At 60.2% G+C, this 21,278-nt stretch carries 20 protein-coding genes; 6 read left to right on the top strand and 14 right to left on the bottom strand.

The window, feature by feature from the left end; translation table 11 throughout:
* Nucleotides 1-111: 111 nt before the first annotated feature.
* A complete protein-coding gene (locus tag OK351_RS11535) occupies nt 112-597 on the bottom strand; it encodes a hypothetical protein (RefSeq protein ID WP_265159026.1) in 486 nt (161 codons plus the stop codon).
* 268 nt (nt 598-865) lie between these two features.
* On the opposite strand from OK351_RS11535, the gene OK351_RS11530 reads away from it, so the two are divergent.
* The 3 genes from OK351_RS11530 to OK351_RS11520 are packed head-to-tail and all read left to right on the top strand — an operon-like array spanning nt 866 to nt 4,366.
* Entirely contained in the window at nt 866-1,231 is a 366-nt protein-coding gene (locus tag OK351_RS11530; RefSeq protein WP_265159024.1) for a trypco2 family protein, read from the top strand.
* Between the two features lie 4 nt (nt 1,232-1,235).
* Nucleotides 1,236-3,143, top strand: coding sequence for a P-loop NTPase (locus OK351_RS11525; protein WP_265159022.1), 1,908 nt, complete (start codon nt 1,236-1,238; stop codon nt 3,141-3,143).
* A complete protein-coding gene (locus tag OK351_RS11520) occupies nt 3,140-4,366 on the top strand; it encodes a tetratricopeptide repeat protein (protein WP_265159020.1) in 1,227 nt (408 codons plus the stop codon). The genes OK351_RS11525 and OK351_RS11520 overlap by 4 nt, the downstream gene beginning before the upstream one ends.
* A 520-nt stretch (nt 4,367-4,886) precedes the next feature.
* On the opposite strand, the gene OK351_RS11515 is transcribed toward OK351_RS11520, so the two are convergent.
* The 5 genes from OK351_RS11515 to ilvD form a co-directional block, all read right to left on the bottom strand.
* A complete protein-coding gene (locus tag OK351_RS11515; RefSeq protein ID WP_265159018.1) occupies nt 4,887-5,927 on the bottom strand; it encodes an FRG domain-containing protein in 1,041 nt (346 codons plus the stop codon).
* 105 nt (nt 5,928-6,032) lie between these two features.
* The gene (gene ilvC, locus OK351_RS11510) at nt 6,033-7,058 is read right to left on the bottom strand and encodes a ketol-acid reductoisomerase (RefSeq protein ID WP_265159016.1); all 1,026 of its coding nucleotides are present in this window, start codon (nt 7,056-7,058) and stop codon (nt 6,033-6,035) included.
* Between the two features lie 62 nt (nt 7,059-7,120).
* Nucleotides 7,121-7,639, bottom strand: coding sequence for an acetolactate synthase small subunit (gene ilvN / locus OK351_RS11505; protein ID WP_265159014.1), 519 nt, complete (start codon nt 7,637-7,639; stop codon nt 7,121-7,123).
* Between the two features lie 4 nt (nt 7,640-7,643).
* Entirely contained in the window at nt 7,644-9,524 is a 1,881-nt protein-coding gene (locus OK351_RS11500) for an acetolactate synthase large subunit (protein WP_265159013.1), read from the bottom strand.
* A 286-nt stretch (nt 9,525-9,810) separates the two neighbouring features.
* Nucleotides 9,811-11,514 carry a dihydroxy-acid dehydratase gene (gene ilvD, locus OK351_RS11495; RefSeq protein WP_265159012.1) on the bottom strand — a complete coding sequence of 568 codons (1,704 nt, stop codon included), beginning with the start codon at nt 11,512-11,514 and terminating at the stop codon, nt 9,811-9,813.
* Between the two features lie 434 nt (nt 11,515-11,948).
* On the opposite strand from ilvD, the gene OK351_RS11490 reads away from it, so the two are divergent.
* Nucleotides 11,949-12,410 carry a hypothetical protein gene (locus OK351_RS11490; RefSeq protein ID WP_265159011.1) on the top strand — a complete coding sequence of 154 codons (462 nt, stop codon included), beginning with the start codon at nt 11,949-11,951 and terminating at the stop codon, nt 12,408-12,410.
* A gap of 22 nt (nt 12,411-12,432) precedes the next feature.
* The gene (locus OK351_RS11485; RefSeq protein WP_265159010.1) at nt 12,433-13,278 is read left to right on the top strand and encodes a hypothetical protein; all 846 of its coding nucleotides are present in this window, start codon (nt 12,433-12,435) and stop codon (nt 13,276-13,278) included.
* A 220-nt stretch (nt 13,279-13,498) separates the two neighbouring features.
* Here OK351_RS11485 and OK351_RS11480 read toward each other — a convergent pair whose 3' ends face one another.
* Nucleotides 13,499-14,458, bottom strand: coding sequence for a hypothetical protein (locus tag OK351_RS11480; RefSeq protein ID WP_265159009.1), 960 nt, complete (start codon nt 14,456-14,458; stop codon nt 13,499-13,501).
* Nucleotides 14,459-15,313: 855 nt separating this feature from the next.
* Here OK351_RS11480 and OK351_RS11475 point away from each other — a divergent pair.
* Nucleotides 15,314-15,439 carry a hypothetical protein gene (locus OK351_RS11475; RefSeq protein WP_265159008.1) on the top strand — a complete coding sequence of 42 codons (126 nt, stop codon included), beginning with the start codon at nt 15,314-15,316 and terminating at the stop codon, nt 15,437-15,439.
* A gap of 136 nt (nt 15,440-15,575) precedes the next feature.
* Here OK351_RS11475 and idi read toward each other — a convergent pair whose 3' ends face one another.
* From idi to OK351_RS11440, 7 genes are all read right to left on the bottom strand, one after another.
* Nucleotides 15,576-16,091 (bottom strand): isopentenyl-diphosphate Delta-isomerase, encoded by a 516-nt coding sequence (idi, locus tag OK351_RS11470; protein WP_265159007.1) that lies wholly within the window; start codon nt 16,089-16,091, stop codon nt 15,576-15,578.
* A gap of 112 nt (nt 16,092-16,203) precedes the next feature.
* Nucleotides 16,204-17,070, bottom strand: coding sequence for a prenyltransferase (locus OK351_RS11465; RefSeq protein WP_265159006.1), 867 nt, complete (start codon nt 17,068-17,070; stop codon nt 16,204-16,206).
* The gene (locus OK351_RS11460) at nt 17,067-17,399 is read right to left on the bottom strand and encodes a lycopene cyclase domain-containing protein (RefSeq protein WP_265159005.1); all 333 of its coding nucleotides are present in this window, start codon (nt 17,397-17,399) and stop codon (nt 17,067-17,069) included. The genes OK351_RS11465 and OK351_RS11460 overlap by 4 nt, the downstream gene beginning before the upstream one ends.
* A complete protein-coding gene (locus OK351_RS11455) occupies nt 17,396-17,731 on the bottom strand; it encodes a lycopene cyclase domain-containing protein (protein WP_306349485.1) in 336 nt (111 codons plus the stop codon). The genes OK351_RS11460 and OK351_RS11455 overlap by 4 nt, the downstream gene beginning before the upstream one ends.
* Nucleotides 17,731-19,305, bottom strand: coding sequence for a phytoene desaturase family protein (gene crtI, locus OK351_RS11450; protein WP_265159004.1), 1,575 nt, complete (start codon nt 19,303-19,305; stop codon nt 17,731-17,733). The genes OK351_RS11455 and crtI overlap by 1 nt, the downstream gene beginning before the upstream one ends.
* Entirely contained in the window at nt 19,302-20,180 is an 879-nt protein-coding gene (locus OK351_RS11445; RefSeq protein WP_265159003.1) for a phytoene/squalene synthase family protein, read from the bottom strand. Before OK351_RS11445 ends, crtI begins: the two co-directional genes overlap by 4 nt.
* A 4-nt stretch (nt 20,181-20,184) precedes the next feature.
* The gene (locus OK351_RS11440; RefSeq protein WP_265158998.1) at nt 20,185-21,276 is read right to left on the bottom strand and encodes a polyprenyl synthetase family protein; all 1,092 of its coding nucleotides are present in this window, start codon (nt 21,274-21,276) and stop codon (nt 20,185-20,187) included.
* Nucleotides 21,277-21,278: the final 2 nt, after the last annotated feature.

Here is a 21,278-nt window from a genome sequence, read left to right as displayed (position 1 = left end):
GTCACACCCCAACCGGGACCATCTTCCATGGGGCTGCACTAAAGTAGGTAGCGCCAAAAAACCCTTTTGCTCAAGATTTGCCAAATCGCCCCTTGTCCCAATTCCGTGCAGTTACTTGGCTGATGGTTCTGTCAACGTGGTGGCCGGTGTCAGTTGGATGGTTAGCCTGACTGGCAGGGTTGGCTCGGGGCTTGCTTGAACGGGCTTACTGTTCGCTCGTTGCGTTGTTCGCGGCCAGTAGCGTAGCCTGTGTGCGCTGCCCTCGTTCGTGTCCAGCAGGCTGGTGACAAGCGTGTACCGATCTGTGTGGTGCTCTTGATCGGTGATCAGGGTGATGGTCGCGGTGATCACCCGGACCACGCTGCCGCCCAGGTCCGAGAGGTAGGAGCCATCGGCCAGTGCGCTGTGTACCGGTAGCCGGCGCCCGTTCTCGACCCGTACCAGGTAGTGGGCTCCGGTCGCGTGGATCTTGTGCAGCAGCACGGCGGCAGCGAAGTTGCGGTCGCCGAGGATGATCATTGACGGGTCCAAGGAGCGCAGCAGGTCTCGGGTGTAGGTGGTTTCCCCGGTGCGGGTGCTGCCGAACACCGCGTCCACGCGGGCTTGCGGGTATCCGGTGCCGTCGTGGTTCCCGGGTCAAGCCTCGTTGAATGGGGCTGTTAACGGGTGGTGGTTGACTTCATCGATAAGTCTTTAACTGCACGACATTGGCACTAGTGCCAATGATTCTGACGTGACGCAACATCACTTCTAATACCGTATCCCCAATAATTCAACGCGCACGCTAGTCTTCCTTCTGAACATCTGCCATGATGAAGCATCACATGCTCTGTAGGAACCGATACGCGCCGTGGAGAGTGTAAACATGAGCGAAAAATCTGACGAGACCAAGATTGGCCTCAGACAGGCAATTGAGCAGGTTCGACGCGAACTCAATGATGCGCAATCAACCGACCCGTCACCTTCAGGAATTAGGTTCCTTATCGATGAAGTGGAAATTCAATTTGTTGTCGAAATCGTTCACGATGAATCAGTTAACGCCGGTCTTAAATTTTACGTTTTCAATGCTGGAGCATCCGACTCTGTTAAAACTGGAGAAACTACTACAGTAACTATTAATATGAAACCGCAATTCCTGGGTAGCGATGGTGAATTAGGGGACTTTTTAGTCAAAAAGCCTGTCGACACCAGACCACCCACCGGACGCTCGCGCGAACAATCAGCCGGGTGAAATCATGGCAATCGATAGTCGACGGGTTGCGGCGGTCTACGCCAGGGGAAAAGAAGGAAATATTGGCTCTGCCTATTTTGTTTCTAACGGCGTAGCTCTGACAGCCGCACATGTCCTTTCAGATGCAGGATTAGAAGTAAATGACAAAGTAGTAGTCCTACCATCTGATGGTATTGACTGGCTGATGGCTACAGTGGTCTGGCTAGGTCAGGATCCATATTTGGATGCTGCACTCCTATCGCTAGACGATCCAACTCAATGGGAGGTCGCAAGCAATTCACTTTGGGGCAAGCTGCCCGGCAGTGACCCCGTCGCAGTCCAATCCGCTGGATTCCCAAGTTCGGTCACTCAAAACGATGGTCGCCTTTCGCGCGAGAATCTAATAGGGTTTGTCACGCCACCTGTAGATTCCGTAAACGGATGCATTGACCTACATGTCGCGTCCAGTACCCCCGTCAATTCTCGTGGTGAATCACTGTGGGCCGGAATGTCCGGAGCTGCGCTTATTGCGGGTCCTTGTATAATTGGCATCGTTATCAAGGTTCGCTCTAAGTTTGGCACCGATCGATTACAGGCCTTATCAGTTGAGCATATGGTCGAAAGTGAGAGTTTTCTTTCTGCCTTAGGATACAGACCGGAGCTGAGTGAAATCGGAAGTGATTGGCGGCTTCAGTATGGCAGCCATGCAGATAAATCGCTAGTATTGTGCAACCCCAACCAGCTTTTACCCGATTCATACAATATTGCCCGTGATCCATACCGCTTACTTCGCCCTGATCATAGACAAGTTGATTTCCTATTTCGTCACGATCTTGTAGCTGATATCAAACAATGGGTGCTAGAGTCAAAAGAAAATCTAGCCATCAAAACGATCACAGGCGCAGGGGGATCAGGGAAAACCCGACTTGCTATTGAGGCGTGCCTGGCCGCAGCCGATGATGGCTGGGATGCCGGATTCGCTGATTTTCAATCGCCCGGTGGTAACGTCCGTTATCATCTCGAGTCACCCACTTTAATTGTCATAGACGAAGCAGATCTGCTTGCCAGTCAGATAGCCGCCATAGTGAAAACCACACGCAACAGCAAGACGCCCATTCGCCTCCTACTGGTAGCCAGGTCTCGAACTACGTGGTGGGAGACGTTGCACAGCTTAAGCGGAGATAACTTACTAGGCTACGATCAGGGAGAGATCTCCCTTGATAATTTTCCTATGAGCAAAGGGGATTGCGCCGAATTATTTCGTATATCACTGCAAAGATTCTCAAATAGGCTTTCCGTTACGTTGCCTGCAAATGTAAATTTGAATTTTTATGAAGAAGACTTGACAGATCCGCTTATTGTACAGATTGCGGCAATGATAGCTATCTTGGACGATACTGCTAACGTTGATCACAAAGGTGCAGAATTGTGGCGCACCAAAATTATGCGCAGGGCAGTCCAGAATGAAGCAAATCGCTGGGTTCAAATGCACGAGATGCATCACACCAACTGGAACGAGAAAGTTCTTCGCCGATGCGTCAGTACTGCTACTCTTGTTAGTCCAAGCTCTAATGCTATGTCCGGTGTCACCGAATTAGAGAAATCTGCGATACGTTTTCTTCGTACAATAACGGATCTAAACGACGCAACCAATCATCAGATTCTTTCATTGTCAGACTGGCTGCATACTTTGCATTCCGGACCCGCTTATTGGAACCCATTGCGTCCTGGACAGCTCGCAGATCAACTCCTTGCAGATCTTACCATTTTACCTGAACTCGCTGAAACAATCTACAAAGTGGCCATGGATCGCCGGGATGCGAATAGTGCAAAAACGCTTATCCACGCGATAACAAGAGCGGCAGGAAGTTCTCAAGGCTGCGCTCAGTACGCCATGGAAAGAATTTTTCGACTCATGGGGAAGGCGTCATGAGTAAAGAGCACTCGTTTCCTAAACATAGTATTGATGACCTAGTAGCTATGGGAGTTGCAGACGACTCAGGAGTTCTTCTAGCGACGCTCAATGCTGCACTAATAGCGGCTCCCGTACCAGACATTGCGGACCAGCTCCTCGCCAGAATTCCATCTGGTTCGAAACTACTTGTTGAAATAAGTTCGACTCTCGGGTCCCAAGTCATCGAGCACATTCGCAGTTCACAACGAAGCTCAAAATTCGACATTGAGTCACAGGATAGGCTCGCCACCGCATTGCTTGACCAATCTAACCGCCTAGCAGATTTGGGTCGCTTCAAGAGCGCCCTAAACACCGCTGAAGAGGCAGTCAGAATTCGCCAGCAATTAGCAGATCGCGATCCAGAAACACACCTGCCCGGACTTGCAACGGCTTTAAGTACATTGTCCATGCGCCAATCTGAACTTGGTATGTTTAGGAACGCTCTATTCGCCATCGAAGAGGCCGCTAGGATTCGCCGACGTTTGGCTACGAAAGATCCAACGACTTATCTCCCTGACCTTGCTGCAACTTTGAGCAATCTTTCTAACAGATTGTCGGTCAGAGGAAATCGGTCAGGAGCATTAGAAACGATCTCCGAATCCATTCGATACTTCCGGAGTCTTTGCGATGCGAATCCAGAACTTCACCGGCCGCACCTCGCCGCAACGCTCAATAACCTGTCGAACCGATTATCCGACATGGGCATGGAAAACGAGGCCCTCCAACCCATTGAAGAGTCAGTAGAGATTCGTCGGAGATTAGCTGAATTCGATCCGGTTTTATATTTGCCTTCTCTTGCCAGATCGTTAAACAACTTGTCGAATCGATTGGCCAGTTTAGGAAAGATACCGAGAATGCTCGTAGCCATAGAAGAATGCGTTTCGATACGACGAGAGCTGGCCGACTCGGACCCAGCTAGATACCTACCCGAACTTGCTAAGTCTCTAAGCAATCTTACAATTCGTTTACTCGAAATCGGAAGATTATCAGATGCACTTGAAACTGGCAACGAATCAGTTTTTATTTTTCGGAATTTACTGTCCGCGCGTCCCGAATTGTTCCGTCGAAACTTGATCATCGCGCAAAGTAATCTTTCCTCTGCGGCGAAGAGAATATCAACGGATCGACCACACAAAATTGTAGGACAAACAGAGAACGATCACCCAATGGAAAAGAACTACAGTTCACGTCGATTATCCTAATCGTTCATAATACGTAAATCACCGCAAGTAGAGCAATTTATTAATATAAGTGCCTTACGAAAAGAAAGTATCTATATGTCAAAAATGATATAACGATAAGTTTGCCTATTTAATGAACTTTGGCTTTATTCCACGCTCAGTACTCTGTACTTCGGAGTTTATAAAAATTCTGAAATCCCTGAATTTGCCCTGAAAATCGAGTCGTTCGCAGAAGCGTGGTCTGGTAAATGGGAGAAAATTATTGGGTACAGACAACTGCTGCCCCAAACTCATAATTCCCGAGAACATGCAGATCTCGCATCCAATTTTCCCCCAACAGCCTATCAGCAGCGTGATCAATTCTGCCGCGATGTGCAGAGCCCTGCAGCCCTGAGCATCACACGTGGATCCGAGCGTAGTTGCCATACTCCGCGTTGTCGGAAATCGACCATAGCGGCTTAGTGATGTCATGTTCCCACATCAAGTCTGTAATTGGATTCATCGGCAGAGTCAATTTTTCGTGAATCTTACTGAATGAGTGTCAGGAAACAACCGCCGAGAATTCCTGGACGAGGTCTTGCCGTAGGCCATCGACGTCGGGGTAAATTGACGATGCGTCGTATCCGAACCACGCATCGAGCTGCCTTCTCAATGTCGGCTTAGCACTGGCTGGAACCCTCAAGGTATACGTCGAGGCAAAATTACGCATAGTGGTTTTGTTTTCCTGCCCGGGTCGATAAAATTTCAAGTACAAAGACCCCGAAGATAGAAGATCAGCCATTTTCCAATTGTTGTTTTTTCCTAAGTCAACTTTGCGAAAGGATGACTGGATAACTTTGTCACTAATGGGGATTCCATCGATCACGAATACAGAATTCTGCGCCAACATTCGATCGTCGTAAATCGGCGGAATCCAAAATCTTCGAAGAGATCCAGTACCCCAATTATGCTCTCTGCGTGACAAATCAGTCTTCCATTTATGCCATTCTGGTTGATATCCGCCCCAATCTGAATCCAAGCGTATATTGGGTTCTTCGGATGCCGCAGATGGCCCTTTAAGCGCAAGACAGAATAATCTTGCATCGACTTCTTCGTGTGAATTGTCAGACACCGCAAACCACAGTGCTACCAAGGGATTAAAACTAAAATCAATGAGACGTGTTGGGCCACCGCGATGTTGAACGCGGGCAAAAATCTCCATTGCATTTAGTGAATCCAATCGCCATGATGAACGAGCGCGCGTGAGTATTCGCACTTCAGCTTCATTCATCTCGTTCTCAGTCGGAAAGAATGGCTTTAGATCGGTTTCTTCACGCTGAAGGGTTATGTGTTTCTCTGCCGTGAAGACACCGTCATACTTCTGGTTTCTGAGAGTTCGAAAAAGTGAGCTATGGAGTCCCCAACAATGATTGGCTTGCCCTCGCCAAAGTAATCGACTTCGATGCGTAGACTGAATCGCATTCATCGCTGTCCATAGCTCATCAAGAGTGCCTACAGTATCTTCATGTCCTTTGAAAACTGATGCTGGAGACTCATACTCGGCTGAGTGTTGCCATTTTGGAGGCTGGTTACCTTTACCCATTCAAATACTCCAAATTGCAGATTCACGCTCAAAGATTTTCGTCAAATCTTAGAGCGCGAATCTGCGTATTCGTATTGATATTATAACGCTAAAGACTGATGTCTCTTAGCGGGCGACCGAACCTTCCACGTAGTCATCATCAGCGGCAACCCAGCTGAACAGCTGGCGCAGCTCGCGACCGGTGGACTCGATCGGGTGGTCCTCGCCCTTCTTGCGCAGTTCCAGGAATTCCTTGGCGCCGTTGGCCTGGTCTTCCATGAAGCGCTTGGCGAAGTTGCCGTTCTGCACGTCGGCCAGGACGGCCTTCATGTTTTCCTTGACCTCTGGGGTGATCACGCGCGGGCCCGAGACGTAGTCGCCGTACTCGGCGGTGTCCGACACGCTCCAGCGCTGCTTGGCGATGCCACCTTCCCACATCAGGTCCACGATCAGCTTCAGCTCGTGGAGTACCTCGAAGTAGGCGATCTCCGGCTTGTAGCCGGCTTCGGTCAACACCTCGAAGCCGTACTGGATCAGCTGGGAAGCGCCACCGCAGAGTACGGCCTGCTCACCGAACAGGTCGGTTTCGGTTTCCTCGGTGAAGGTGGTCTCGATGACGCCGGCACGGGTGCCGCCAATGCCCTTGGCGTAGGACAGGGCCAGTTCCTTGGCCCCACCGGTGAAGTTCTGCTCGATGGCGATCAAATCCGGGATACCACGGCCGGCCTCGAATTCGCGGCGCACGGTGTGGCCCGGGGCCTTCGGGGCCACCAGGGCCACGTCGACGTTGGCCGGCGGGGTGATGAAACCGAAGCGGATGTTGAAGCCGTGGCCGAAGAACAGGGCGTTGCCCTCTTCCAGGTGCTCGGCGATCGAGTCGGCGTAGACCTTGGCCTGGACCTGGTCCGGGGTCAGGATCATGATGACGTCGGCCCACTTCGCGGCCTCGGCCACGGTGGCGACCTTCAGGCCCTCGGCCTCGGCCTTGGCGCGGGACTTCGAGCCCTCGGCCAGGCCCACGGTGATCTCGACACCCGAGTCGCGCAGGCTCAGTGCGTGGGCGTGGCCCTGCGAGCCGTAGCCGATGATGGCAACCTTCTTGCCCTGGATGATCGACAGGTCCGCATCGTCGTCATAGTACAAATCAGCCACTGTATTTCTCCTTATGGTTTTCTTCGTTTCAGAAGTGTGTAAAGCTCTTGTGTTCTGGTGTCCTAGGCGGACAGGGTCTTCAGTGCCCGGTCGCTCATCGACTTGGAGCCGCGGCCCACGGCCAGGGTGCCGGCCTGGACGATCTCGCGGATCCCGAAGGGTTCGAGCACTGCCAGCAGCGCGTCGATCTTCGAGGAGTTGCCGGTGGCCTCGACCACCAGCGACTCCGGTCCCACATCGATGACCGAGGCGCGGAACAGTTCCGCGGCCTGGGTGACCTGCAGCCGGGTGGCGGCGTCGGCACGCACCTTGACCATGATGTGGTCGCGTTGCACCGAGGCCTCGGGCAGCAGCTCGACGATCTTGATGACGTTGATCAGCTTGTTCAGCTGCTTGGTGACCTGCTCCAGGGAGTCCCCCTCGGCGTCCACCACCACGGTGATGCGGCTGATTCCCCCGATTTCCGTGGGTCCCACGGCCAACGAGTGGATGTTGAAGGCACGGCGGGCGAAGAGTCCGGCGACCCGGGTCAGCACGCCGGGGACGTCCTCGACCAGCACCGACAGCGTATGCTTTGCCATCTTTCTAGTCCTCCTCTTCCCATTCCGGGGTCATGCCCCGGGCAATCTGGATCTGGTCGTTGCTGACCCCTGCCGGGACCATCGGCCAGACCATCGAGTCGGCCGAGACCACGAAGTCGATGACCACCGGGCGGTCGTTGATCTCCAGCGCCTTGGCGATGGTCGCATCGATGTCCTCGTCGCGTTCGCAACGCAGTCCCACGCACCCGTAGGCGTCGGCCAGCTTCACGAAGTCCGGGATGCGTGCGGTGCCGTGACCGGTGTTCAGGTCGGTGTTGGAGTAGCGCGCATCGTAGAACAGGGTCTGCCACTGGCGGACCATGCCCAACGAGGAGTTGTTGATGATCGCGACCTTGATCGGGATCTGGTTGATCACGCAGGTGGCCAGTTCCTGGTTGGTCATCTGGAAGCAGCCGTCCCCGTCGATGGCCCAGACCACGCGGTCCGGTTGGGCCACCTTGGCGCCCATCGCGGCGGGCACCGAGTAGCCCATGGTGCCCAGCCCGGCCGAGTTCAGCCAGGAGCGCGGGCGTTCGTACTTGACGAACTGCGCGGCCCACATCTGGTGCTGCCCCACCCCGGCCACGTACACGCCTTCGGGGCCGGTCAGGGCACCGATGCGTTCGATAACGCGCTGCGGGGCGGTGAGCCCGTCATGGGTTTCGGTGAAGCCGATCGGGTAGGTGGTGCGCAGCCGGTCCAGCAGGTCCCACCACGGCTTCAGGTCCTGCTGCGCCTCGGTTTCGAACCGGGTTTCGCAGGCCGCATGCAGCTGCGGGATGATCTCATCCAGCGAACCGACAATCGGCACATCCGCGGTGCGGTTCTTGGAGATCTCCGCCGGGTCGATATCGGCGTGGATCACCTTCGCGTTCGGCGCGAAGGTGTGCAGCACACCGGTGACCCGGTCATCGAAGCGCGCCCCGAGGGTGATCAGCAGGTCGGACTGCTGCAGCGCGGTCACGGCCGAGACCGCACCGTGCATTCCCGGCATGCCCACATGCTGTTCATGCGAGTCCGGGAAGGCGCCACGGGCGGTCAGGGTGGTGACCACCGGGGCGCCGATATATTCGGCGAACTTCTTCAGTTCCTCGTGCGCATTGGCCTTGATCACGCCGCCGCCCACGTAGAGCACCGGTCGGGTGGCGCTGGCGATCAGCTTGGCGGCCTCGCGCAGCTGCTTGTTGTGCCCCTTGGTCACTACCCGGTAACCGGGCAGTTCCACCTTCGGTGGCCAGGAGAACGTGGTCTGCGCGGTCTGCGCATCCTTGGTGATATCCACCAGCACCGGGCCGGGACGGCCGGTCTGGGCCAGGTAGAAGGCGCTGGCCATCACCCGCGGGATGTCCTCGGCCTTGGTGACCAGGAAGGCGTGCTTGGTGATCGGCATCGTGATGCCGACGATATCCGCTTCCTGGAACGCATCGGTGCCAATGAAGGCGCTGTTGACCTGGCCGGTGATGGCCACCATCGGTACCGAGTCCATATTGGCATCGGCCAGTGCGGTGACCAGGTTGGTTGCGCCCGGCCCGGAGGTGGCGATGCATACGCCCACTTCCCCGGTCACCATCGCGTAACCCTGTGCGGCATGGCCTGCACCCTGTTCATGACGAACCAAGATGTGATTGAGCTTGGTTGAGTCCATGAGCGGATCGTAGGTGGGAAGGATGGCCCCACCGGGTAATCCGAAGACGTCTCTGACGCCCAGTTCTTCCAACGAGCGGACGATGGCTTGTGAGCCCGTCATCTGTGTGGGAGCGACGATATTATTCGGACCCTGTACCGGGTTCGAAGCCTCCACGACGGAAGAGACAGCGGTGGCATCCTTGCTGCGGTTCAATGACTTGGCAACCGTAGCCGGATTGGCAGGTTTTCCGTTGCTCATCGGGATCCTTCCTTCTCTATCTCTTCATTTGCGCATAAAAAACGCCCCGCGGCCGTCACGACTGACGAAAGGGGGCTATGCGCGTCACCGAATGTTCTGTCTGGTTCAGACAGCGTTTCAGGCTCCGCGCCTGATAACTAGTAGAACATTGGTGTTTGTTTGCATATACCCAGTCTTGTCCAACTCTTGGTAAAGTTCAACACGACACGTCACGCGTCTCATTATATGAGATGAGTGTTCGATGGGTGGACACCGCTCGGTGTCCACCCACCCTTGAAACCAGTTGCTAGCCGCAGTAGGCGCCGGTGGACGCCGAGTTGACCAGCTTGGCATACTTGGCCAGCACCCCGGAGGTGAATTTCGCCGGCAACGGCTCCCAGCCGACCTTGCGGGCTTCGAGTTGCTCCGGATCGACCAGCAGGTCGAAGCTGCGGGCCTCGATATCCACGCGGATCCTGTCCCCGTCCTTGACGAAGGCGATCGGGCCGCCATCCACGGCCTCGGGGGCCACGTGGCCAATGCACAGGCCCGTGGTTCCTCCGGAGAAGCGGCCGTCGGTGAGCAGCAGGACATCCTTGCCCAGGCCCGCGCCCTTGATGGCACCGGTGATGGCGAGCATTTCGCGCATGCCCGGACCGCCCTTGGGGCCTTCGTAGCGGATGACCACCACATCCCCGGCCTGCAGCTCTCCGCGGTCCAGGGCTTCCAGGGCGCCCTGCTCGCGCTCGAACACGCGAGCGGTTCCCTCAAAGACGTCGGCATCGAAGCCGGCGGACTTCACCACGGCACCCTCGGGGGCCAGCGAGCCGTGCAGCACGGTGACCCCGCCGGTCTTGTGGATCGGATCGTTCATGGCGCGCAGGATCTTGCCATCAGGATCCGGTGGGGCAATGTGGGCGAGGTTCTCGGCCACGGTCTTGCCGGTCACGGTCAGGCAGTCCCCGTGCAGCAGCCCGGCATCCAGCAGCGCCTTCATGATCACCGGCACCCCGCCGATGCGGTCCAGGTCGGTCATCACGTAGCGGCCGAAGGGCTTCAGGTCCGCCAGGTGCGGCACCTTATCGCCGATCCGGTTGAAGTCGGCCAGGGTCAGGTCCACCTCGGCTTCGCGGGCAATGGCCAGCAGGTGCAGCACGGCGTTGGTGGAACCGCCGAAGGCCATGGTCACGGCAATGGCGTTCTCGAAGGCCTGCTTGGTCATGATGTCGCGGGCACGGATGCCCTTGCGCAGCATCTCGACCACCGCTTCACCCGAGCGCTTGGCGAAGACATCGCGGCGGCGGTCGGCCGAGGGCGGGGCGGCGGAACCCGGAAGGCTCATACCCAACGCCTCGCCGATCGAAGCCATGGTGTTGGCGGTGTACATGCCGCCGCAGGCGCCCTCACCGGGGCAGATCGCCTTTTCGATGCGGTTCAAATCTTCTTCGCTCATCTTGCCGGCGGCGCAGGCTCCGACCGCTTCGAAGGCGTCAATGAGGGTGACATCCTTTTCGGTGCCGTCTTCCAGCTTGACCCAGCCGGGCATGATCGACCCGGCGTAGAGGAACACCGAGGACAGGTTCAGCCGGGCGGCGGCCATCAGCATGCCGGGCAGCGACTTGTCGCACCCGGCCAGCAGCACCGAGCCGTCCAGGCGCTCGGCCATCATTACGGTTTCCACCGAGTCGGCGATGACTTCACGGGAGACCAGGGAGAAGTGCATACCTTCGTGGCCCATGGAAATGCCGTCGGAGACCGAGATGGTGCCGAACTGCATGGGGAATCCACCGCCGGAGTGCACGCCTTCCTTGGCACCTTGCGCCAAACGGTTCAGCGAGAGATTGCACGGGGTGATTTCGTTCCACGAGCTGGCGATGCCGATCTGCGGTTTGGCGAAGTCCTCATCGCCCATGCCGACCGCACGCAGCATGCCGCGCGCGGGAGCTGCATGGATACCATCGGTGACCACCCGTGAGCGTGGCTTGATATCTGGTGTAGTGTCCTGGCTCATGACTCAAATTCTAGAAGTCAATATGACCAATCGGATAACCCATGACGCGACAATGACATAAATTATTTTCGACTTGCATTGGTCAATCTGCCCAGCGATCTTCGCGGAGAGCGAGCTTTAGACGGATTTGCGCGAAGGCTTCGATCATGGTTTCCAGTCACCGGCGCCGGAATGGACACGGCGAACTACTCAATCAGCGGCGAAGAATCCCTGATTCATGCTCATGTACACCCGCGGGGCGGCCTGCGCTTGCCGCGGCTCACTCCAAGGAACGTGAGCACCAACAGGCGTCCGGGCATCAAGTGCCGCCTTCCGCTGGTTGACAAAGCCTATGCCCAATTCGCGGATTCGGATTCCCCGTGCCACGTTCTGACATATTTCGCCAGGAGCTTTTGTCCCCGAGAATGTCGGTCAACCTTAGTAGAGTGTGGGGTATGGACATAAGCCCAGCCGAAAACCCCGTCGATACGGTCAAGCGCCTGCTGCACGAAGCCTTCGACCAGCAGATCCCGAACTTCGCCAGCTACAACCTGGTGGCAGCTGACGGCATGGCTGGTAGTGGCGGACTCAAGGTTATCGGCTACCGGCGCCAACCGGCCGAATTGGTGGTGGCTCCGATCGACCCGGCGGATCTGACGGCCTCCGAGGCGGCGATCACGATCAACAACACGAATGTCAACCAGCTGGCCGCGATCAATGACGGCGGGTACGAGATTGCCACGTCCACCGGACGGGTGTTCCGATTCAACATCAGTGAGCGCCCGAGTGTGGACCTGCATCTGGATGATGCGGTCGTGCAAAGTGTCGAGTTGGATCAGGCCTCCGATACCGAAGACTTCGCCGATTTCATGAACCACTTCATGAACACCATCGAAGGCACCGAGAACTTCGTCTAGGACAGAACCCGGAGACGAACACATGCCGCAAAACCCCGCCCCGTTCCGCGATCTGCTGGCCACAGGTAGCACCGATGAACTACTGGGGGAACTGCTGCGGCTTCCGGTCGACTCGCGCCGGGCCATCGCACGCAAGCTGGTGAAACAGGCACAGCTGATCAGCGGTGCCCCCAGCGGCGCGAGCTGGACAAACCACTGGGTGCCGTCCCAGGCTGATGCCACCGCGGCGCCAACGGACCCCGCCTGGAAGGGCCGGCTCGCGCAGCGGCACTGGGACTGCGCCAGCCTGGTGAGCCTGGCCAGCCGCTCCCCCGAACACGCAGCCAGATACTATCCCCTGCCGCATCGCACAGTGGCCCTGCAGGCGATCCCGGCGCTGTTCCCCGGGGACCTGGACGTGTTCTGCGACCAGTGGTCCGAGGATTATTGGAAGAATCCGAAGAACTGGGATCGCAACCTGAACCGCGACATCATGTTCGACTGGGTAGAGCAAGGTCTGGTTGAGGCGCCGGCCCATGATGGGGCCGTACTTTTCCTCATCTCCTGGACCAGCGTCGGTGATCATGGCCGCACGTTCCTGCGTTGGCTTGGCGACCATCCGCGCGTGACCGCAACGATCTTCAACAGGGTTTTCGATACCAACGGGCGCAAGGGCGCTTCCCTGGCCCAACGGGATGAGACCCTGTCCTTCGACAACTACCGGTTCGACCGGTTTGTCATCCCGGGATTGATCGATCTCGGGATCTGGAGCAAGGACTTCGTGGCCCAGGGGATCAGCCGCGCCTTGGCCAGGGACATCTCCGAGTACGAGAAACGCTGGTTCCGTTCACTCGCCCGTCAGTTGGAATTGGATATCCGCTGGCCATGACCCTATCCGCTGGAACGTTCGGGTCGTGCCGTGGGCGGGTCTGCGAGTCACTGTCCCCAGTGGCGATCGGGCTCGCACCGGCCTACCGGATCCGGACACTGGCCGGAGCCTGCATGCGCGGAACACCCCGGCGAAGCAGTCCACCGAGCGGCGCGATCCGGGCGGTCCGACCTTCCGTTGGGCGACACTGATCCGGAAACCCCGGCCATCAAGTACCGAGCTACTGGGCGCGCCGGTAGCGCACCTTGACGCTGCTCTGCCAGGGCGCCTGGGGACGAGCCGTCTCGGGGTGATCCAGGTATTTCAGAATCGATTCAAGATACCCGGCCCCGGAATCCGCTGACAGTTGGCTGGTCGTCCACACCGCAGCCAGTTCTGTCTTTTGTTGACTCGCCTCCAGGGCGCTTGCCAGTAGTTCTGCCTCAGCCACGGCGACTGCCCCTGGGTTTATGCTCTCCGGTTGTGCGTGGCCCAGTGTGCTTGGCACCGCGACGCCAGATTGATGGCTAGCACGCCGCATCGAACCGACGTGGTGAACCCCTCTCGGCCGTTTCATAAGGTTCATCATCTTGCCTCCATTAACTTGCTCCCCCGTGACCATGCAGGTGCACTGCTGGCCGGCAGGAGATCCACTGAGTTCAGGTCGATCGCTCTCGGTGAAGTGATTGAACGGGAAAACCTCGCCGAAACCCAGCCGAGCGAACTCATACGCCGAGTGGCTCCCGGCGACCAGTACGGCAGCGATAAGCCTTCCGCCCAGACGCGACAACGAACGTAGGGCCCGGGTATGCCGTCGCCCTGCGCCACCGTCAGCAGTCCAGGATTCCTCCAGCAGGACAACCCTTGGACGCCAACGGATCCACGACTCGATCACTGCCTCGTTGTTCCAGATCTCGTGCGCCGCACCCTCCACCAGATGCACCGCATCTTCGGCCGGCAACGCGGCAAGTTCTTCCACGACCACCTGATCTGGTTCAGCAACGATTTCTGCCGCACCGAATATCCCGGTTCCATCCCGAAACCCGACTTGTCGCCGGCGCGTATCCTGGGCAACCAGAACCACACGATAGTCAGGATTCTGGGCCAGTTGGGCGATCAACGCCGCCCTGTCGATGGAGTACGAGCGTTGCCAGAACACAAAGGTATTCCTTGAACCCACCGCTTCTGACACTTCATGCATGTGAACCACCAACGTCCTGCCGCAGGGTGTGGCGGTCGCTATGGTCCGGTTCCGGATTAATCCCGAGGACGGGCACGGATGCTTCCGTCTCTCCCCGACCCGGCATAAATTGCCCCTCGGGGCGCACGGCTTGACAGTCAAGCCGTGCGCCCCGTGAGGTCACACCCCAAGTGAAAATCACTCTTCCCCCAAGTAAGACACAACCGTCGCGCTAGGCAACAGTCCCCCAAAGTTGTGTTGCGGTGTAGAGGCAATCAGCGTGTTGCCCCTCCATAAAGATAAGCATCTTTCGACATCCGAGCGAAACCACGATTCGATGCCGTAAAGCACGTTTTCAGTAGGTATTTTGCCGCAGGACACCGTGAATCCGACATCCGGTTTGACAGTGCAAATCAAGGGTTGCAGGGTAGATCTTAAGCAACTGAACTTACGTCTACTTGGGTAGATAAATATCAACTCAAGAAAAATTGCGTGATCTCCCTCACTCAAGGACCGCGGCGGGAAATACCCCTCGGAGCGTTCCGCATGCTCCAAAAGTGGTTGAGGAATTGGGCAAAAATTACGCTTGGTTTCGATTTGAGACTACGAAGCTCAACGGGTTACCTGAAAACCAGAGCGAAACCTCAGTAAAACAAAAGGTAACAATACTGGGCTCAGGTTGCTAGCTATGCTTGATAGGTTCACCTCGATGGCTACCGGACACGCGAAGCGAACGAAGCACCGATAACCGGTACATGGCCTCGGGTGCAGCAAAGCCGTCCCCCTCGAGGAACGCAGGGAACGGCTCCTGTAGTGGCGTTCAGCGCCGGTGTTACCCATTGGGTTTAGTACGACGACAGTCCACCGGCGCTGCATGTGGCGGTCCCGTTCCTGATCGTGTTCTTCTCCCTCTGGACCCTGGGGCGGGTCCTGGGCCAGCAGGGCCGGGGCAACGCGGTTTTCGCTTCGATCCAGGGCAACGACGTCCAGACGGCTGCTTGACAGTTTTTCGGGTCCAGGAAAGGGCCTCGATCAGGAAATAGTGCGTCCTTCAACGGAACTTGTCCCGCCGGATATCACCGGCTACATTGCGGATTATGCCTGGCTGATCCCGTTTCGTCGGCACCACCGGTATCGCCTAAGGGTTGTAAATCCCCAGCTGCGGCAGTTGCTCCACCAGCCAGGGGCTGAACGCCCACGGGGTTGCGCGCACCGCACGCGCCAGGTCGACGGGATCCACCCATTGCCAGTCCATGACTTCCTCGGGATTCGGGGTCAAGTCACCAACAAGGAGTGCGGTGTGCACCGGGCAGATCTCGTTTTCCACGATCCCCGAGGCGTCGGTGGCCCGGTACCGGAAGTCGGGTAATGCCACGGCCAGATCGGTGATGTCGCACCCGAGTTCGTGCCGCGCGTGGCGCCGCACGGCGTCCAGCGGGTCCTCACCGGGCTGTGGATGCCCGCAAAAGGAATTCGTCCAGACTCCCGGCCAGGTGATCTTGGACAGCGCGCGGCGGGTAACCAGCACCTGGCCCCGGTCATTGAGCAGGTGGCAGGAGAACGCCAGGTGCAAGGCGGTGTCGGTGGTATGCACCAGCGTCTTCTCTTGGGTCCCGATCGGTTGCCCGTCCTCGGAGAGCATTACCACGTGCATTGAATCCACCACTTACCAGTCGAAATTTTCCATTGCTTGCAGAGTGCTTCCACCATAGCCCGGTTGCGGGCGGAACCGGTCGGAGTCCGGTCCGCGGCCCGTGTGCTACCGCTCACCGCCGCCATCCCAGGTAGATCAGCAGCATGGTCAGCAGGAACCCGGCCAGGTAGTTCAACCAGAGGAAACGCACCCAGCCGCGGTGCGCGGTGCCGGCGTCCCGGTCCGCCAGGTTCAGGTACGGCAGGACGTTGCACAGGTATGGCACGGCCAGCAGCGCCGCCCAGCGCCCCTCGCCGGGAACGAGAAGCACCAGCAGCCCGGCCAACACGTACCACAGGGCCACCAGCCTGGCGGTGCGCCGGGCACCGAGCACCGTGGCAATCGATCCGAGTCCGGCCCGGCGGTCCGGCTCGATATCCTGGATCGCCCCCAGCGCATGGGAGGCCATGCCCCACAGCAGGAACGCCCCGAACGCGGCCAGCGGTGCCAGGGTGAGCTCGCCTCCGGCCAGCAGCCAACCGTAGACCCCGGGGGAAACGAAGTGGACCGCACTGGTCAACGAATCCAGGAAGGGGCGTTCCTTGAAACGCAACCCCGGGGCACTGTAAGCCAGCAGTGCCGCCATGGAGAGGGCAAGTGCCAGGTTCGCCGCGCCACCACCGCCGGAAGCCAGAGCCACCAGGAAGGGGGCGGCCACCAGCAGGCAGGCCCACAACACCTGACGGTGCACACTGCGTTCGAGCAGTGCCCCCTCGGCCCCGCCCTTGCGCGGGTTGCGCAGGTCGGACTCGTAGTCGAAGACATCGTTGACCCCGTACATGACCAGGTTGTAGGGCACCAGGAAGAACACGCTGCCCACGATCCACCGCCAGTCGATGCACCCGCCGGCCAGCAGGAATGCCACGGCGAAAGGGTAGGCGGTGTTGATCCAGGACACCGGCCGGGAGGTCAGGATCAGGGACGAGGCTAGCTTGCTCACGGCCGCTCCTTCCTTCCTGTGCGCGGAGCATCCCCGCCCACAAGCCACCACAGGGCGGGCATGAACATCACGGCGCACAGCGGGTAGAGGAAGTCCTCCACCGGCGCCAACCCGACGCGCACCCCCAGCAGCCGGTGCTCACCGTAATCGAACAGCCCCGCGGCGATCATCACGTTGTCGAACACGGCGGTGAGCAGGAACAGTACGGCGGTGGCAGCCAGCAATGCCGGCAGCACCCGACCCACCCCGGGACGCCGGATCGCCATGGCCAGCAGTAGCAGCGCCAGCGACCCCGCCACGAAGAACAGGCCCATCTGCATGAAACTCATCGGCTCTCCCTTGCCTGGATGGGACGGGTTCTCGCCCGGAAGAGCTGCCATCCGTTGACCAGGATCATCGTCTGGTAGCACAGGAAAAACAGGAAGAAGATCTCCTCCAGCGGCAACTGGTCGGCCACCATGATACCGGTCATCCACGGGGATTCCAGGTGCAGGAAGATGCCCTCGGCAATGGCCAGCACATCCCAGAGCACGAAGATGCCGGTACCCAGCACCAGCGACAGCAGGGCCGGGACGGGGCGGTGGAAGACAAAGAGCCGGTAGCGGGCGTCGAGCAGCACCATGCACCCGATCAGCACCAGCAGGGTCAGCAGGTAGGCCATCAGCTCGGTTCCCCCGCCGGCACCGGTAGCGGCAGCGGCCCGGGAGCGCTCACGCCCGCGACCGCCTTGGCGACCAGCTCGGCGCTGATCAGGCACATCGGGATGCCGATACCGGGGCGGACCGAGGATCCGGCGTAGTAGAGGCCGGGCACCTTGGGGTTGCGGATCCCGGGGCGCAGGAAGGCGCTCTGCCCCAGGGTGTGCGCCAGTCCCAGCGCGCCGCCCTGCCAGGCCCCGAAGTTCTGGGCGAAGTCGGCCGGGCCGAAGCTCTGGCGCACCACGATCCGCTGGCGCAGATCGTCGATGCCCGCCCAGCGGGCCACCTGGTCGATGGCCGCCTCGGCGACCTGCTCCACCATCGTATCCCCGGTGCCGTCGGCCCCGCCGCGGCCCCAGGAGGGTGCTGCCGGTGCCGGGATTAGAACGAAGAGGTTCTCATGGCCTTCAGGGGCCACGGTGTCATCGGTGGCGCTGGGCATGCAGGCGTAGATGCTGGTTTCGGCCTGCAGCGGCCGGCCGCTGTCGATACGGGAGAAGTTCTCGTCCCAGTCGCGGGTGAAGAACAGGTTGTGGTGTTCGAGCTGCGGCAGCTTGCCCTTGATGCCCAGGCACAGCAGCACGGCGCTGGGGCCCGGGTCGGCGCGGTTCCACTGCCGTTTGCTGCGGGTGCGCCGCGCGGGGGGCAGCAGCTGGTGTTCCAGGTGGTGCAGGTCCGCGGCGCCGACCACGATCTGGGCGGGGCTGCGGTGGGTGTCGTTGTGCTCATCGATCCACTGCACGGCGCTGACCGCGCCATCGGCACCATCGGTGGACAGCTCGGTGACCCGGGCGCGGGTGACCAGCAGGACCCCGGCGGCTTCGGCGGTGCGGGCCATCGCGTCCACCAGGGCGCTGAATCCGCCCCGCGGATACCGCACCCCCTCGACCAGGTCCAGGTGGCTCATCAGGTGGTACAGGGCCGGGGTGCGTCGTGGGCTGCTGCCCAGGAACACGGCCGGGTAACCCAGCAGCTGGCGCAGGCGCGGATCCTGGAATCGGGCCGCGCCGTGGTCGTGCAGCGAACGCAGCAGCAGCGGGAGCAGCTGCGGCAGGCGGCGCAGGATCGATCCCTTGGCCAGGTTGCCCGGGCGGGCGAAGTCGTCATAGAGGAAATGCTCCAGGGCCAGCTGGTAGTTCCCGGAGCTTTGGGCCAGGTAGTCCCGCAGCCGGGATCCGGCGCCGGGTTCCAGGGATTCGAAGGTGGCGGCGGCGGTCTGCGGGCTGAGGTCCACCGGCGGCTGGCCTTCGAAGAAGGTGCGGTAGGAGGTTTCCAGTTCCACCAGGTCCAGTTCGCGCTGGACGCTGGTTCCCATGAGCCCGAACCAGTGCTCGAACACCTCGGGCATCAGGTACCAGGAGGGACCGGTGTCGAAGCTGAACCCGCCACGGTGCAGCCTGCCGGCCCGTCCGCCCAGGTGCTCCCCCTGTTCCAGCAGGGTCACCCGGTGGCCCGCGGCGGCCAGCAGGCCTGCACTGGCCAGGCCGGCGAAGCCGCCGCCGATGACGATCACGGATTGGGGTTCTGTCGGGCTCATACGTGTCTCCTGCTCGTGGCCGGTAGGAAGGTGCGGGCCGCAATCAGGGCCTTGCGTGGGCTGGAGACCGAGATCCGGCGTTCCAACAGGTCACGGGCCGGGGTGCGGGCCAGCTTGGCGTTCAGTTCGCTGAACAGCCCATGGGCCATCCGCACCGCCTGTGCGGCCCGTGGCGCCAGGTAGGGCACCCCGTCCAGGGCGGCATCCAGGTCCCCGGTGATATCCCGCACCAACTGCATCTTAACCTGTTCGTCCAACCGCGAGGGGTGGCTTTCGGGCAGGTAGGTGCGCCCCAGCTCCTGGCTGTCGGCGGCCAGGTCGCGCAGGAAGTTGACCTTCTGGAATGCGGAGCCCAGGCGGCGGGCGGCCTGCTCGCTGTGCTTCTGGGGATCGGGGCGGGCCCCGGGCATGGCCTGGAAGACCTTCAGGCACATCAACCCGACCACCTCGGCCGAGCCGTAGATGTAGTGCTCCAGCGATTGCTCGTCATGGCTCTGGGATTGCAGGTCCTGGCGCATGGAGGCGAAAAACGGGGCGGTCAGCTCCGTGGTGATCCCGTGCCGGCGGGCGGTGCAGACGAAGGCGTGCACCACCAGGTTGGTGCTGTATCCGGTGCGCAGGGCCGCCTCGGTCTCCTGCTCCAGCCTATCCAGAGCCTCGGCGATGGCCACGGCGGGCAATCCGGCCTCGCTGGCCACCCCGTCAACCACCTCGTCCGCCAACCGCACCAGCGCGTAGATGTTGGCGATATGGGCGCGCGTGGTACGGCCCAGCAGCCGGCAGGCCAGCGAGAAGGAAGTGGAATACTCCCCGATGACCACCTGCGCGCTGCGCGAGGCGGTCCGGGTGTACAACTGCAAGGCGGTCGGTCCCATGGCCCTAGACCTTTCGTTCGAGGATGAAGGTTGCATAGCCCTGCAACTCCTGCTGGGTGTGCGGCGGCAAGGCGTTGAAATGCGGGGACTGCAGGGCCGCGGTGCACAGGCTGGCGGCCAGCCGGTGGGCGGTCTGCGCCGCCCCGCTGCGGTGCAAGGCCTGGCGCAGGGCCTGGATGCTGCTGCTCCCGTTGCGGTAGGCGGCCAGTTCGGCCTGGAAGTCGGCGTCCTCGGAGGCCAGGGCGGTCAGCACGGTGCTCTTGCCTTCGCGCAGGTCCGACTCCACCGACTTGCCGGTGCTGCGGGGATCCCCGAAGCAGCCCAGGATGTCGTCCACCACCTGGTAGGCCACCCCGAGCCGGCAGCCGATGTCGCTGATCCCCGCAGCCTCGGTTTCACTCGCCCCGGCCAGCAGGGCCCCGCACAGCAACGGCAGCTGGAAGGAGTACCCGGCCGTTTTCAGCTCCTCCATCCGCAACACCTCGGCGGTATTGGCCGGTAGGGCCTGCACCGAGTACAGCAGGTCCTCCAGTTCCCCGGCCCCGGCCTGCGCCACGGCCAATTCGAAGGCCTGGCCCACGGCCTCGGCCGCGGGCAGCCCGGCCGCGGCGCGCGCCGCCTGGCGGATGGCGGCGCTGAGCAGCAAGTCCCCGGCGATGATCCCCGCGCTGCCGCCCACATGCTCGGCCGCCGCCGGCTCCAGCCCCGCGGCGCGGGCCTGGTCGCGGTAGTGCGCCGAGAGGGTGGGCCGGCCACGGCGGATGAAGTCGCGGTCGATCACGTCATCATGCATCAGCAAGGCGCTATGCAGCAGCTCGAAGGCGCAACCCAGGTCAATGCTGCGGGCCTGGTCCTTGCCGCCGAAGGTGCGGTAGCCCAGGCTCACCAGCTTCGGGCGGGTCAGCTTGCCCGCGCCCACGGTCGGGGCGATCCGCTGCCAGAGATCGGCGGTGGCGCGGGAGTAGCGGGCGGTACGCCGCTGCTGGTCCTGCAGCAGCTGCTGCAGCTGGGCGCGGATCAGCTCCTCCTCGGCCTCACCGTGGTGGCTGGCCGGGGCTTGGCGGGTGCGTTGCGGGCTGGGGTGTGTGGCAGTCATCT

This window comes from Glutamicibacter sp. MNS18 (genome assembly GCF_026107515.2).
In the GTDB taxonomy this organism is placed as follows: domain Bacteria; phylum Actinomycetota; class Actinomycetes; order Actinomycetales; family Micrococcaceae; genus Glutamicibacter.
This window is presented reverse-complemented; position numbering and strand designations above follow the sequence as displayed.

Excerpts from the sequence above, each read along its gene's own strand:
- OK351_RS11530 (WP_265159024.1), top strand. The coding sequence starts at position 866 with ATGAGCGAAAAATCTGACGAGACCAAGATTGGCCTCAGACAGGCAATT.
- OK351_RS11525 (WP_265159022.1), top strand. The coding sequence starts at position 1,236 with ATGGCAATCGATAGTCGACGGGTTGCGGCGGTCTACGCCAGGGGAAAA.
- OK351_RS11520 (WP_265159020.1), top strand. The coding sequence starts at position 3,140 with ATGAGTAAAGAGCACTCGTTTCCTAAACATAGTATTGATGACCTAGTA.
- OK351_RS11515 (WP_265159018.1), bottom strand. The coding sequence starts at position 5,927 with ATGGGTAAAGGTAACCAGCCTCCAAAATGGCAACACTCAGCCGAGTAT.
- ilvN (WP_265159014.1), bottom strand. The coding sequence starts at position 7,639 with ATGGCAAAGCATACGCTGTCGGTGCTGGTCGAGGACGTCCCCGGCGTG.
- OK351_RS11500 (WP_265159013.1), bottom strand. The coding sequence starts at position 9,524 with ATGAGCAACGGAAAACCTGCCAATCCGGCTACGGTTGCCAAGTCATTG.
- ilvD (WP_265159012.1), bottom strand. The coding sequence starts at position 11,514 with ATGAGCCAGGACACTACACCAGATATCAAGCCACGCTCACGGGTGGTC.
- OK351_RS11490 (WP_265159011.1), top strand. The coding sequence starts at position 11,949 with ATGGACATAAGCCCAGCCGAAAACCCCGTCGATACGGTCAAGCGCCTG.
- OK351_RS11485 (WP_265159010.1), top strand. The coding sequence starts at position 12,433 with ATGCCGCAAAACCCCGCCCCGTTCCGCGATCTGCTGGCCACAGGTAGC.
- OK351_RS11480 (WP_265159009.1), bottom strand. The coding sequence starts at position 14,458 with ATGCATGAAGTGTCAGAAGCGGTGGGTTCAAGGAATACCTTTGTGTTC.
- idi (WP_265159007.1), bottom strand. The coding sequence starts at position 16,091 with ATGCACGTGGTAATGCTCTCCGAGGACGGGCAACCGATCGGGACCCAA.
- OK351_RS11460 (WP_265159005.1), bottom strand. The coding sequence starts at position 17,399 with ATGAGTTTCATGCAGATGGGCCTGTTCTTCGTGGCGGGGTCGCTGGCG.
- OK351_RS11455 (WP_306349485.1), bottom strand. The coding sequence starts at position 17,731 with ATGGCCTACCTGCTGACCCTGCTGGTGCTGATCGGGTGCATGGTGCTG.
- crtI (WP_265159004.1), bottom strand. The coding sequence starts at position 19,305 with ATGAGCCCGACAGAACCCCAATCCGTGATCGTCATCGGCGGCGGCTTC.
- OK351_RS11445 (WP_265159003.1), bottom strand. The coding sequence starts at position 20,180 with ATGGGACCGACCGCCTTGCAGTTGTACACCCGGACCGCCTCGCGCAGC.
- OK351_RS11440 (WP_265158998.1), bottom strand. The coding sequence starts at position 21,276 with ATGACTGCCACACACCCCAGCCCGCAACGCACCCGCCAAGCCCCGGCC.